A 12617-nucleotide genomic window follows, 5' to 3' on the forward strand; every position below is an offset into this window, starting at 1 on the left:
CAGCATGACGACTCGTGGGACGGCGGGGCGGTTGCATGCCCCGAGGAGTTCGCTAGATCAGCCAGCAGCCGCTGAGCTGCGGGAGCCCGGCGAACCTCGCCTCGAAGAACGGCAGGGCCTCGGTCGTCTGCGGGACGATGCCGCCGACGTGGCCCGGCGCGAGGTTGGTGGAGAGCCGCACGTTGGCGCCCCGGTCGCACCACGACCGCGCCATCTGCTTGCCGACGGCGTACGGGATGACGTCGTCGATCGCGGAGTGGGTGACCAGCACCGGGACGGTCGGCCTGATGGTGCCGATCCGCTGGGCCTCGACGATCGACCGGAACGGCTCGACGGCCATCAGTGCCGACATCGGCTGGCCGTTGGCGCTGAGCGTCGACGACTTCACGAACGAGTGGTTGAGCAGGTCGAAGACGCACTCGGTCTCGACCTGGTCGCTCACCGCGCGACCGCGGTCGTTGAGGTAGGGGGAGAGGTCGACATCGTAGCTGGCCGAGAGACCGCGGAGCGCGAAGTAGGCGAACGCGGAGTAGAGCCCGCCGTCGAGGGCGGTGGCGACCTTCGCCAGGTCGGCGGGAACCGCGCCGACCACCGCGCCCTTGACCCGCAGGTCGGGGGCGTAGGTGGACGCGAGCTCGACCGCGGACGCCGCGGCGCCGCCACCCTGCGAGTAGCCCATCAGGCCGACCGGGCTGCTCGAGCTGAGCCCCGTGCCCGACAAACGCTGCGCGGCACGTACGACGTCGAGCGTGGCGCGGCCCTGGGAGACCCGGTCCATGTAGGTGTGGACGCCGACGGTGCCGAGGCCCTCGTAGTCGGGCATCGCGACGGCGTAGCCGCGCTGGAGGAGCGCCTCGATCCCGAGCCCTTCGTACTCGATGCCCTCGGAGAACTGCCGCGACGGCGCGCAGCGGTCCGCCATGCCCTGCGTGCCGGGCGCGTAGCCGATGACCGGACGGGTGCCCGGGCCGATCCATGACGTCGTCGGGACCAGCACCGTCCCGGAGACCGCGATGGGCTTCCCGGTCCGGTTGGTGGTGCGGTAGAGCACCCGCTGGGCGTTGCGGACCAGGCTGGTGGCGTCGAGGGGGTCGAGCAGGAACGCGACCTTCTCGCTGCGGATCACCGCGCCGTTGACGCCCGGCAGGACGGCGGGGGCTTCGTAGAACGCCGGTCGGGGCGGCTCGGGGACGACGGCGCCCGCCGACGTCGTACCGAGGGCGCCGACCGCGAGCGTGGCGGTGAGCAGGGTGAGGAGTGACGCGATCGTCCGAGACATGCCTGCGAACCTACTCGCGAGTCACTTGTCTCCGACCTGTGACGTCGGTCACAGGCACGGGCCTCCGGGTCGGGTCCTGCGACCGCGCCTGCGGGCCACCGCCGTCGCTTTGGCACAATCACGCGCATGTCCGCCTCCACGCCAGACGCGGCCGGGACCTCCCGGCCACGGGTGCTCTCCGGCATCCAGCCCACCGCCGACTCGTTCCACCTCGGCAACTTCCTGGGCGCGCTGCGGCAGTGGGTGACGCTGCAGGACGAGTTCGAGACGTTCTTCTTCGTGGCGGACCTGCACTCGATCACGATGCCGCACGACCCGAAGCTGCTCCGCGAGCGCACGCTCGTGTCCGTCGCGCAGCTGCTGGCCGCCGGGGTCGACCCCGAGCGGGCGACGATCTTCGTGCAGAGCCAGGTGCCGGCGCACACGCAGGCGGCCTGGGTGCTGGAGTGCCTCACCGGCTTCGGCGAGGCCCGCCGGATGACGCAGTTCAAGGACAAGTCGGCCAAGGGCGGCGAGGGCGCCGCGAGCGTCGGCCTGTTCACCTACCCGATCCTCCAGGCCGCGGACATCCTGCTCTACCGGCCGCAGTACGTCCCGGTCGGCGAGGACCAGCGCCAGCACCTCGAGCTCACCCGCGACCTCGCCCAGCGCTTCAACAGCCGCTTCAAGAAGACCTTCCGCCTCCCGGAGCCGTACATCATGGCCAGCACGGCGAAGATCTACGACCTCCAGCTCGTCGAGAAGCAGATGTCCAAGAGCATCGGCGGCAGCGGGTGCATCTGGCTGCTCGACGACCCGGCCGTGTCGGCGAAGAAGGTCCGCTCGGCGGTGACCGACTCGGAGACCGAGGTCCGCTTCGACCCCGTCGAGAAGCCCGGTGTCTCCAACCTGCTGAACATCCACTCGGCGCTGAGCGGCACGGACATCGACGAGCTCGTCGCGGCGTACGCCGGGCGCGGCTACGGCGACCTCAAGGCCGACGTGGCCCAGGTCGTCGTCGACTTCGTGACGCCGTTCCGCAACCGCGTGCACGAGCTGCTCGACGACCGCTCCGAGCTCGAGGCGATCCTGTCGGCCGGCGCCGAGCGGGCCACGGAGGTCGCCCAGGCGACGCTGCGAGATGTGTACGACCGGGTGGGTTTCCTGCCCCGGGCCGGCGGCTAGGGTCGAAGGCGTGCCCACCATCGGAGTAGCCATCGCGATCCCCGACCCCTGGGCCACCGAGCTCCAGGACTACCGCACGTCCATCGGGGACGCCACCGCCGCCCACATCCCGACCCACATCACGCTCCTGCCGCCGATCGAGCTCGAGACCGCCGCGATCGAGCCCGTGTCCGAGCACCTCGCCGCGGCCGCGGCCGCCGTCGAGCCCTTCGACATCCACCTGCGCGGCACGGGGACGTTCCGCCCGATCTCGCCGGTGGTCTTCGTGACGGTCGCGGCCGGCGTCTCGGGCTGCGAGCTGCTCGCCGACGCCGTACGCAGCGGGCCGCTCGGGGTCGACCTGACTTTCCCGTACCACCCGCACGTGACGATCGCCCACCACCTCGACGACGCCACCCTGGACCGCGCCTACGGTGAGCTCCAGGACTTCGAGTGCTCCTTCGACGCGGCGTCCTTCAGCCTCTACGTCCACGACGACAGTGCCGGGTGGGTCCCCACGCACGAGTTCGGCCTCGGCTGATGTCGATCCTCTCGGGCGCCAAGGCTCGTCTCCACGAGGTGCGGGAGCGACGCCCCCTCATCGACCACGTCATCCGGATGGTGGAGCACTACGGCCACGTCAAGGGCAGCGCCCTCGCCGCCGCGGTGACGTACTTCGCGTTCCTCTCGTTCTTCCCGATCCTGGCGCTGGCGTTCGCTGTCGTCGGCCTCGTCTCCCGCGGCTACCCCAACGCAGACGATGACCTGCTCGCTGCCCTCAACGATGTGCTGCCGGGAATCATCGGCGGCGAGGACGGCCTCGACCTCGAAACCTTCCAGAAGAACGCTCCCGGCGTCCTGAGCATCGGGATCCTGCTCGCGCTCTACTCCGGCCTCGGCTGGCTCTCCGGCATGCGCACCGCGCTGGTCGAGGTGTTCGAGGAGCCCGAGCGCGAGCAGCCCAACTTCGTGGTGGGCAAGGTGCGCGACGTCCTCGCCCTGCTGACCCTGGGCTCCGTGCTGATCGTCAGCGTCGCGGTATCCGGCGTCGCCACGAAGATCGCCACGCCGATCCTGGACTACGTCGGGCTCGGCGCAGGGGCGACGCCGTTGCTGTGGGTGTTCGCCCTGGTGCTCGGCCTGGCCGCCAGCGCGCTCCTGTTCTTCGCGTTCTTCAAGCTCTTGGCCTCGCCCGACATCCCGACCCGCTCGCTGTGGTCCGGCGCGCTGCTCGGGGCCGTCGCCTTCGAGCTGCTGAAGCAGCTGTCGACCGTCCTGCTCCAGGCCACGCGCGAGGCGCCCGCCGTCCAGGCCTTCGGCATCGCCCTGATCCTGGTGGTCTGGATCAACTACTTCTCCCGCGTCGTGGTCTACGCCGCCGCCTGGGCTCACACGTCACCCGAGGCGCGCGCCGCCCGCGAGGCACGCACCGTGGCCGAGCAGACCGTCGAGGGCCCCCGCATCGACCTCGCCGCGGCAACGGACGTCGTACGACCCTCGCCGACGTCGCCCTCCTCGCCGAAGGCCGCCTTCGCCGCCGGTGCCGCCGCGATGCTCGGCGTGGTCGCAGTCGTACGCCGCCGCCGCTGATCCCTGCTCCGCCGCCGCGCCTCCCCGCCGCTGCCGCACTCCCGCTACTCGAGCGGTGGTGGAGCCACATTTGCGAGCCGGCGGATTGTGGGTGGACCACCGCTCGCCGGGCATGTCGTGCGGAACACGGTCTGAGCGGTGGTGGAGCCACATGTGCGAGCCGCAGAGTGTGGATGGACCACCGCTCGCCGAGGACCAGGAAGCGTCCACAGGGAAGCGTCGATGCTGCCTCTCCACAGAGCCGGCGGTCGTCCGTGGTGCAGAAGGTTCCAGCCATGGCGCGATGGACCGATGTTCCCGATTCCCGACGCCTTCCTGCACGGGCCGTTCGAGCGGCAGGCCGCACTTGATGCCGGCATACCCGCACGGGTGCTGGAAGGCAGGCGTTTCAGGCGCCTCCACAAGGGCGTCTACTGCCACCGCGACCACGGGATGACGTGGCGCGACCTCGTTGATGCCGCGCAACTCGCGCTCCCACCAGAAGCGCGTACGACGGGCGCGACCCGCATCCGCCAACTGGGGCTGGACGTCGGTGACAGGGGACCTGCACGATTCGTGGTCCAGGGCGACCTCCACCTCGACCTGGACGGGGTGTTCCTGCACCGGACGGTGAAGATGCCACCTCACTGCAGTGAGGGAGTGAGCAACGAGGCCGCCTTCGTCGCCTACTGCGCAGAAGCAAGGACGATCGATGCCATCAAGGCGGGGTGCGTCCTGCTCTACCGGGAGCAGCTCGACCTCCGGCTCCTCGACCAGCTCATGACTGAGGAGAAGTGGCGCAGAGGCGTGCCGGAGACGGCGTACGTCCTGCCCTTCCTCGACGGTCGCTGCAGGTCGATGGCTGAAGCAGAGCTGCTCGCCTACGTCGTCTTCGCGGGCCTGCCGATGCCCGACGTGAATGTGGCGATCGAGGTGGCACCGGGCGTCGAGCTGACGCCTGACCTCCGTTTCGCGGGCTACGGCCAGGTCGTCGAGTACGAAGGCGGCCAGCACCAGGACGACCGTGCGCAATACGTCGCCGACATCGACCGCTACGCCCTCTACCGCAGGCACGACGTGCCCTACGAGCTGGTCACCAAGGAGCGGATGCGCTCACCCAGCGCCACCGTGCGGCTGGTGCACGCGGCCCTGGTGGTCAGGGGATACGACGGTCCACCGCCGGACTTCGGGGAGCAGTGGGACACCCTGTTCCGGCCGCTCGCCGACGTCGTACGTCTGAAGGGTGCGGCCTGAGCCTCGGCAGCCGGGCGGTGGCGGAGCCACGTCTGACGACCGCGGAATGTGGCTGGACCACCGCCTCGAGAGGGATGTCATGGGACTCGCACACGAGCGGTGGCCCACCCACACTTCGACGTACGGAAATGTGGGTGGACCACCGCTCGAGAAGACCGAACCAGAGAGAGCCTCAGTGGCCGTGCTTGATGGCCGTACGGAGGTCCTTGTTGAGCTGGGAGATCACGTCGAGCGGGATCTCCTTGGGGCAGGCGGCGGTGCAGGCACCGATGTTGGTGCAGCCGCCGAAGCCCTCGTGGTCGTGCTGGGCGACCATGTTGACGACGCGCTCGTCGCGCTCGGGCTGGCCCTGGGGGAGGAGGCCGAGGTGGGTCACCTTGGCGCCCATGAAGAGCGAGGCCGAGCCGTTGGGGCAGGCCGCCACGCAGGCGCCGCAGCCGATGCAGGTCGCGACGTTGAAGGCGCGGTCGGCGTCGTCCTTGGGGACGGGCACCGAGTGGGCCTCGGGCGCCGAGCCGGTGTTCACCGAGACGAAGCCGCCGGCCTGGATGATGCGGTCGAAGGCGCCGCGGTCGACGACCAGGTCCCGGAGGACCGGGAAGGCGTCGGAGCGCCACGGCTCGATCGTGATGGTCTCGCCGTCGGTGAACGAGCGCATGTGGAGCTGGCAGGTCGTGGTGACCTCCGGCCCGTGCGCGTCGCCGTTGATCATCAGCCCGCACTGGCCGCAGATGCCCTCGCGACAGTCGGAGTCGAACGCGATCGGCTCCTCGCCCTTCTCGTTGAGCTGCTCGTTGAGCACGTCGAGCATCTCGAGGAAGGACATGTCGGGGGAGACGTCCGCGAGCTGGTAGGTGTGCATCGCGCCATCGCTGGTCGGCCCGGACTGGCGCCAGATCTTGAGGGTCAGGTTCATTACTTGTAGCTCCGCTGCTTCATCTCGATGGCGGTGTAGGTGAGGTCTTCCTTGTGCAGGACCGGCCGCTCGTCGAGCCCGGTCCACTCCCACGCGGAGACGTAGGCGAACTCGTCGTCGTGACGCAGCGCCTCGCCGTCCTCGGTCTGCGACTCGGCCCGGAAGTGGCCGCCGCAGGACTCGCGCCGGTTGAGCGCGTCGATGCACATCAGCTCGCCGAGCTCGATGAAGTCGGCGACGCGGCCGGCCTTCTCGAGCGACTGGTTGAGCGACTCGGCGGATCCGAGCACCTTGACGTTGCGGTAGAAGTCGTCGCGCAGGGTGCGGATGAGGTCGATCGCCTTCTTCAGGCCGTCCTCGCTGCGCTCCATGCCGCAGTACTCCCACATGATGTTGCCGAGCTCGCGGTGGTACGAGTCGACGCTGCGGGTGCCGCTGACGGTGAGGAAGTGCTGGATGCGCTCCTCGACGGACGTACGCGCCTCGACGACCGCCGGGTGGTCCTCGGCGATCGTCTCGAACGGGCCGTCGGCGAGGTAGTCGCGGATCGTGTGCGGCAGGACGAAGTAGCCGTCGGCCAGGCCCTGCATCAGCGCCGAGGCGCCGAGGCGGTTGGCGCCGTGGTCGGAGAAGTTGGCCTCGCCGGTCACGAACAGCCCGGGGATGGTCGACTGCAGGTCGTAGTCGACCCACAGGCCGCCCATGACGTAGTGCACGGCCGGGTAGATCCGCATCGGCACCGCGTACGGGTCCTCGCCGGTGATCCGGGCGTACATGTCGAAAAGGTTGCCGTACTTGTTGGCGACGGCGTCGCGACCGAGGCGCTCGATCGCGTCGCCGAAGTCGAGGTAGACGCCACGGCGTACGCCCTCGACCTCCGGCCCGACGCCGCGACCCTCGTCGCAGACGTTCTTCGCGGCCCGCGAGGCGATGTCGCGCGGGACCAGGTTGCCGAAGGAGGGGTAGATCCGCTCCAGGTAGTAGTCGCGGTCCTCCTCGGCGATCTCGCGGGGGTCCTTCTCGCAGTCGGCCTGGTTCTTCGGCACCCAGATGCGGCCGTCGTTGCGCAGCGACTCCGACATCAGCGTCAGCTTCGACTGGTGCGAGCCCGAGACCGGGATGCAGGTCGGGTGGATCTGCGTGTAGCAGGGGTTGGCCATGTACGCGCCCTTGCGGTGCGCGCGCCAGGCGGCCGTGACGTTGCAGCCCATCGCGTTGGTCGACAGGTAGAACACGTTGCCGTAGCCGCCGGAGGCGAGGACGACGACGTCGGCGAGGTGGGTCTGGATCTCGCCCGTCACCATGTCGCGGGCGATGATGCCGCGGGCCTTGCCCTCGATGGTGATCAGCTCGAGCATCTCGTGGCGGGTGAACATCGAGACCGTGCCGGCGGCGATCTGGCGCTCGAGGGCCTGGTAGGCACCGATCAGGAGCTGCTGGCCGGTCTGGCCGCGGGCGTAGAACGTGCGCGACACCTGGACGCCACCGAACGACCGGTTGTCGAGCAGGCCGCCGTACTCGCGGGCGAATGGGACGCCCTGGGCGACGCACTGGTCGATGATGTTCGTGCTGACCTCGGCCAGCCGGTAGACGTTGGACTCGCGCGAGCGGTAGTCGCCGCCCTTGACCGTGTCGTAGAAGAGACGGTGGACGGAGTCGCCGTCCTCCTTGTAGTTCTTCGCGGCGTTGATGCCGCCCTGCGCGGCGATCGAGTGGGCGCGGCGCGGGGAGTCCTGGTAGCAGAAGGACTTGACGTTGTAGCCGGCCTCGCCGAGCGTCGCCGCCGCGGACGCGCCGGCCAGGCCGGTGCCGACGATGATGATCGAGAGCTTGCGGCGGTTGGCCGGGTTGACCAGCCGGGCCTCGAACTTGCGGTTCTGCCAGCGGTCGGCGACGGGGCCGTCCGGTGCCTTGGTGTCCACCAGCGGCTCACCGGGGTTGTAGTAGTCCGCCGCGTCGTCGTAGTCGCCGTCGAGGATCCCGGAGTGGGACGGGTCGGCCGCGGTGGTGGTGTCGGGCATGTCCATGTCGTGGCTCACGTGCGTGACCCCTTACTTGGTGATGATGCCGGCGAGGACGGCGAGCGGGACGAGGGAGAAGCCGACCGAGACGATCAGCGCGATGACGAAGCCGACCGTCTTGGCCCGCTGGCGCTTCGCCGCGGTGCCGGTCCAGCCGAGCGTCTGGGCGGCGCTCCAGATGCCGTGGTGCAGGTGGGCACCGAGGGCGAGCATCGCCACGATGTAGATGGCGGTCGACCACCACACGTCGAAGGTGTCGACGAGCAGGTTGTACGGGTCGTTGGTCGCCCCGCCCTGCACGTTGACCTTGCCGATCGTGAAGTTGAGCAGGTGCCACACGAGGAACAGCAGGATCGTCACGCCGCCCCAGCGCATCATGAGGCTCGCGCGGGTGGCCCCGGTCTGCTTCTTCATGACGTACTTCGTGGTGCGGGCGCGGGCGGCCCGGCGCCACAGCACGACGGCGCAGTAGACGTGGACCACGAGCGACCCGATCAGGCCGACGCGCAGGATCCAGAGCAGCCCCTCGTGCGGGAGCATCGGCTCGCCGATCTCACGCAGGTGCTCGGCGTACTCGTTGAAGGCGTCGTGGCCGGCGAAGGCCTTGAGGTTGCCGTACATGTGGGCGAGCACGAATCCGAGGAAGACGAATCCGCTCAGCGCCATGCCCAGCTTGAGCGCGATGGTCGTGCGGGAGGCCCGCGCGCCCTTCACCAGGGTGGGGGTTTTGAGTTGGGTCGACACCCCGCCACGGTATCGCGGCGCTCTCGCGCACGACGCGCCGAGGCAGTGTGAGGTTTTCGTGGGCGCGTTGTCTTCCGCTCAGGTGTGACACAGGCCATAGTCGCCTGTGTCGCTCGGGCCTGGCCCCGGGCTTGCCGCACGATGCAGGACGATGCACGGAGGACGAATGGCAACGACTGACCACGGCGTGACCAGCCCCGGCCGCGCCCACATCGAGGCGCGCACCCTGCGCGAGGACCGCTGGTGGCTCGCGCCGCTGACGACGTTCGTGGTCTTCTCGGCCTTCGTCGTGTACGCGACGGTGCGGGCGTTCATGGGACGCGACTACTACGCCTCGCCCTACCTCTCGCCGTTCTACTCCCCGTGCCTGGGCGACTGCGTCGAGGGCGCCTCCGACTTCGGCCAGCCGTTCAGCTGGTGGCCACTGTCCGCGGCGCTGATCATCCTGATCTTCCCGCTGGGCTTCCGGATGACCTGCTACTACTACCGCAAGTCCTACTACCGCGCGTTCTGGCTGAGCCCGCCTGCCTGCGGTGTCGCCGAGCCGCACAGCGCCTACTCCGGCGAGACGAAGTTCCCGCTGATCCTGCAGAACGTGCACCGCTACTTCTGGTACGCCGCCGTCGTGGTGGGCCTGATCCTGACGTACGACGTGTTCCTGGCCTTCCGGCCGATGCCGGCGGAGTACGCCGTCGGCGACGGGGAGACGAGCGGCGTCCACATGGGTCTCGGCACGCTGCTGATGATCGCCAACGTCGTCTTCATCTGGCTCTACACCCTCTCGTGCCACTCGTGCCGCCACGTCGTCGGCGGCCGACTGCGGCACTTCTCCAAGCACCCCGTCCGCTACAAGCTGTGGACCTGGGTCTCGAAGCTCAACGGCAGCCACGGCAGGTGGGCGTGGTACTCGCTGTTCTCGGTCGCCCTCGTCGACCTGTACGTCTTCCTGCTGGCCACCGGCACGATCCAGGACCTGAGGTTCTTCTGATGAGCGAGACCAACGGGCCGGCCGAGGGCCGGCACCCGATGACCGGCAACGCCCTGTCCGGCGACGCGCAGGGCGGGATGGAGCGCCACACCTACGACGTGGTCGTGATCGGTGCCGGCGGCGCCGGGCTGCGCGCAGCGATCGCTGCCCACGAGTCGGGCGCGCGTACGGCCATCGTGTGCAAGTCGCTGCTCGGCAAGGCGCACACCGTGATGGCCGAGGGCGGCATCGCTGCCGCCATGGGCAACCGGTGGCCGGAGGACAACTGGGAGGTCCACTTCCGCGACACCATGCGCGGCGGCAAGATGCTGAACAACTGGCGGATGGCCCAGCTGCACGCCCAGGAGGCGCCCGAGCGGGTGCAGGAGCTCGAGGACTGGGGCGCACTCTTCGACCGCACCGACGACGGGCTGATCAGCCAGCGCGACTTCGGCGGTCACAAGTACGCCCGGCTCGCGCACGTCGGCGACCGGACCGGCCTCGAGATGATCCGCACCCTGCAGCAGCGGGCCGTGGCGCTCGGCATCGAGGTGTTCATGGAGTGCACGGTCACCGACATCTTCAAGGACGCCAGCGACGGGCAGAGCAAGGTCGCCGGCGCGTTCGCCTACTGGCGCGAGTCGGGCCGCTTCATCGTCTTCGACGCACCGTCCGTGATCCTCGCGACCGGCGGGATCGGCAAGTCGTTCAAGGTCACCTCGAACTCGTGGGAGTACACCGGCGACGGCCACGCCCTCGCGATGCGGGCCGGCGCGAGCTTGATCAACATGGAGTTCGTCCAGTTCCACCCGACGGGCATGGTGTGGCCGCCCTCGGTGAAGGGGCTGCTCGTGACGGAGTCGGTGCGCGGCGACGGCGGCATCCTCAAGAACTCCGAGGGCAAGAGGTTCATGTTCGACTACATCCCCGAGTTCTTCAAGGCCGAGACGGCGGACACGGTCGAGGAGGCCGACGCCTGGTACGACGACAAGAAGAACAACCGTCGTCCCCCCGAGCTGCTGCCCCGCGACGAGGTCGCCCGCGCGATCAACTCGGAGATCAAGGCCGGTCGCGGCACCCCGCACGGCGGGATCTACCTCGACATCGCCTCGCGGCGTACGCCCGAGTTCATCCGCAAGCGGCTGCCCTCGATGTACCACCAGTTCAAGGAGCTGGCCGACGTCGACATCACCGCGGAGCCGATGGAGATCGGGCCGACCTGCCACTACGTGATGGGCGGCGTCGAGGTCGACGCGGACACCCAGCAGAGCGCGGTCACCGGGCTGTACGCCGTCGGCGAGTGCTCGGGCGGCATGCACGGCTCCAACCGGCTGGGCGGCAACTCGCTCGGCGACCTGCTCGTCTTCGGCAAGCGCGCCGGCGAGGCCGCTACTGCGTACGCCGACTCGCTGGGCGGCACCCGCCCGCAGGTGGACGAGGCCGACGTCAAGGCGGCGCAGGCGAGCGCCCTGGCGCCGTTCGAGGTCGAGGGCGGGGAGAACCCGTACACGATCCAGTCCGACCTGCAGCAGTCGATGAACGACCTCGTCGGCATCATCCGCACCCGCACCGAGCTGGAGGAGTCGCTCGCCGAGATCGAGGCGTTCAAGGTGCGCGCGAGCACGATGGTCGTCGAGGGGCACCGCCAGTACAACCCCGGCTGGCACCTCGCGCTCGACCTGCGCAACATGCTGATCGTCTCGGAGTGCATCGCCAAGGCGGCGATGGCCCGCGAGGAGTCGCGCGGCGGCCACACCCGCGACGACTTCCCCGGACCCGACGCCGAGTGGGGCACGAAGAACCTGGTGGTCAACCTCAACGCCGAGGGCACGGGCGTGGACCTCCACGAGAAGCCGTTGCCCGAGATGCCCGACGAGCTGAAGGGGTACTTCGCATGAGCTACACACTCAAGCTGCGGATCTGGCGCGGGGACAAGGACGGCGGAGCGGTCGAGGACTTCCCTGTCGAGGTCTCCGAGGGCGAGGTCGTGCTCGACGCGATCCACCGCGTGCAGGCCACCCAGGCAGGCGACCTCGCGGTGCGGTGGAACTGCAAAGCCGGCAAGTGCGGGTCGTGCAGCGCCGAGGTCAACGGCCGGCCGCGCCTGATGTGCATGTGCCGGCTCTCGGACTTCGAGGAGGACGAGGTCATCACGGTCACGCCGATGCGCAGCTTCCCCGTCATCCGCGACCTGGTCACCGACGTCTCGTTCAACTACGAGAAGGCCAAGGAGCTGCCGTCGTTCTCGCCGCCGCCGCGCGACGCCGACGGCAAGCGTCGGATGGCGCAGGTCGACGTCGAGCGCGGCCAGGAGTTCCGCAAGTGCATCGAGTGCTTCCTGTGCCAGAACGTCTGCCACGTGGTCCGTGACCACGAGGACAACAAGAAGGCGTTCGCCGGACCGCGGTTCTTCCTGCGCTACGCCGAGCTCGACATGCACCCGCTCGACACCCATGACCGGCGCGAGCTGGCCCAGGGGGCCGCGGGCCTGGGGATGTGCAACATCACCAAGTGCTGCACCGAGGTCTGCCCGGAGGGCATCCACATCACCGACAACGCGATCATCCCGATGAAGGAGCGCGTGGTCGACAAGAAGTTCGACCCGCTCGTGTGGCTCGGCAACAAGATCGGCATTCGGAACAAGGACAACGACGGCCGCACCGAGGTGTGAGACGAATGCCATAGGTCCGCCCCTGCCCTCCGCGCGGACGGCGCCATATCCTG

The 12617-nt window shown here is 69.2% G+C and carries 11 protein-coding genes; 7 read left to right on the forward strand and 4 right to left on the reverse strand.

The annotated features are described in order from the left end of the window. Positions 1 to 52: 52 nt before the first annotated feature. Complete coding sequence (locus EUA94_RS09420; protein WP_129426629.1) at positions 53 to 1279, reverse strand: lipase family protein; 1227 nt, start codon at positions 1277 to 1279, stop codon at positions 53 to 55. A 126-nt stretch (positions 1280 to 1405) separates the two neighbouring features. On the opposite strand from EUA94_RS09420, the gene trpS reads away from it, so the two are divergent. The 4 genes from trpS to EUA94_RS09440 all read left to right on the forward strand — a co-directional run bounded on the left by trpS (position 1406) and on the right by EUA94_RS09440 (position 5245). Then, entirely contained in the window at positions 1406 to 2443 is a 1038-nt protein-coding gene (gene trpS, locus EUA94_RS09425) for a tryptophan--tRNA ligase (protein ID WP_129426630.1), read from the forward strand. A 10-nt stretch (positions 2444 to 2453) separates the two neighbouring features. Continuing rightward, positions 2454 to 2963, forward strand: coding sequence for a 2'-5' RNA ligase family protein (locus EUA94_RS09430; RefSeq protein WP_129426631.1), 510 nt, complete (start codon positions 2454 to 2456; stop codon positions 2961 to 2963). After that, positions 2963 to 4012: a YihY/virulence factor BrkB family protein gene (locus EUA94_RS09435; RefSeq protein WP_129426632.1), complete on the forward strand. Its 1050-nt coding sequence runs from the start codon at positions 2963 to 2965 to the stop codon at positions 4010 to 4012. Before EUA94_RS09430 ends, EUA94_RS09435 begins: the two co-directional genes overlap by 1 nt. Positions 4013 to 4303: 291 nt before the next feature. Next, a complete protein-coding gene (locus EUA94_RS09440) occupies positions 4304 to 5245 on the forward strand; it encodes a hypothetical protein (RefSeq protein ID WP_129426633.1) in 942 nt (313 codons plus the stop codon). A gap of 172 nt (positions 5246 to 5417) precedes the next feature. On the opposite strand, the gene EUA94_RS09445 is transcribed toward EUA94_RS09440, so the two are convergent. From EUA94_RS09445 to EUA94_RS09455, 3 genes are read right to left on the reverse strand one after another with little or no spacing between them, the layout of a single operon-like run. Continuing rightward, complete coding sequence (locus tag EUA94_RS09445) at positions 5418 to 6161, reverse strand: succinate dehydrogenase/fumarate reductase iron-sulfur subunit (RefSeq protein WP_129426634.1); 744 nt, start codon at positions 6159 to 6161, stop codon at positions 5418 to 5420. Beyond that, on the reverse strand, positions 6161 to 8182 hold the full coding sequence (locus EUA94_RS09450; protein WP_129426769.1) for a fumarate reductase/succinate dehydrogenase flavoprotein subunit: 2022 nt from the start codon (positions 8180 to 8182) through the stop codon (positions 6161 to 6163). Before EUA94_RS09450 ends, EUA94_RS09445 begins: the two co-directional genes overlap by 1 nt. 30 nt (positions 8183 to 8212) lie before the next feature. Next, entirely contained in the window at positions 8213 to 8926 is a 714-nt protein-coding gene (locus tag EUA94_RS09455; protein ID WP_242494764.1) for a succinate dehydrogenase cytochrome b subunit, read from the reverse strand. Between the two features lie 166 nt (positions 8927 to 9092). On the opposite strand from EUA94_RS09455, the gene EUA94_RS09460 reads away from it, so the two are divergent. The 3 genes from EUA94_RS09460 to EUA94_RS09470 are packed head-to-tail and all read left to right on the forward strand — an operon-like array spanning position 9093 to position 12564. Next, positions 9093 to 9914, forward strand: a complete 822-nt coding sequence (locus EUA94_RS09460) for a hypothetical protein (protein WP_129426635.1) — start codon at positions 9093 to 9095, stop codon at positions 9912 to 9914. After that, entirely contained in the window at positions 9914 to 11791 is a 1878-nt protein-coding gene (locus tag EUA94_RS09465) for a fumarate reductase/succinate dehydrogenase flavoprotein subunit (protein WP_207210483.1), read from the forward strand. Before EUA94_RS09460 ends, EUA94_RS09465 begins: the two co-directional genes overlap by 1 nt. Next, entirely contained in the window at positions 11788 to 12564 is a 777-nt protein-coding gene (locus EUA94_RS09470) for a succinate dehydrogenase/fumarate reductase iron-sulfur subunit (protein WP_129426636.1), read from the forward strand. Before EUA94_RS09465 ends, EUA94_RS09470 begins: the two co-directional genes overlap by 4 nt. Positions 12565 to 12617: the final 53 nt, after the last annotated feature.

The sequence above is a fragment of the Nocardioides zhouii genome, assembly GCF_004137345.1.
GTDB classification, from domain to species: Bacteria; Actinomycetota; Actinomycetes; order Propionibacteriales; family Nocardioidaceae; genus Nocardioides; species Nocardioides zhouii.

What these genes read in the sequence shown, in the direction of transcription:
- EUA94_RS09420 (WP_129426629.1), bottom strand. Translation starts at nt 1,279, where the DNA reads ATGTCTCGGACGATCGCGTCACTCCTCACCCTGCTCACCGCCACGCTC.
- trpS (WP_129426630.1), top strand. Translation starts at nt 1,406, where the DNA reads ATGTCCGCCTCCACGCCAGACGCGGCCGGGACCTCCCGGCCACGGGTG.
- EUA94_RS09435 (WP_129426632.1), top strand. Translation starts at nt 2,963, where the DNA reads ATGTCGATCCTCTCGGGCGCCAAGGCTCGTCTCCACGAGGTGCGGGAG.
- EUA94_RS09440 (WP_129426633.1), top strand. Translation starts at nt 4,304, where the DNA reads ATGTTCCCGATTCCCGACGCCTTCCTGCACGGGCCGTTCGAGCGGCAG.
- EUA94_RS09445 (WP_129426634.1), bottom strand. Translation starts at nt 6,161, where the DNA reads ATGAACCTGACCCTCAAGATCTGGCGCCAGTCCGGGCCGACCAGCGAT.
- EUA94_RS09450 (WP_129426769.1), bottom strand. Translation starts at nt 8,182, where the DNA reads ATGCCCGACACCACCACCGCGGCCGACCCGTCCCACTCCGGGATCCTC.
- EUA94_RS09460 (WP_129426635.1), top strand. Translation starts at nt 9,093, where the DNA reads ATGGCAACGACTGACCACGGCGTGACCAGCCCCGGCCGCGCCCACATC.
- EUA94_RS09465 (WP_207210483.1), top strand. Translation starts at nt 9,914, where the DNA reads ATGAGCGAGACCAACGGGCCGGCCGAGGGCCGGCACCCGATGACCGGC.
- EUA94_RS09470 (WP_129426636.1), top strand. Translation starts at nt 11,788, where the DNA reads ATGAGCTACACACTCAAGCTGCGGATCTGGCGCGGGGACAAGGACGGC.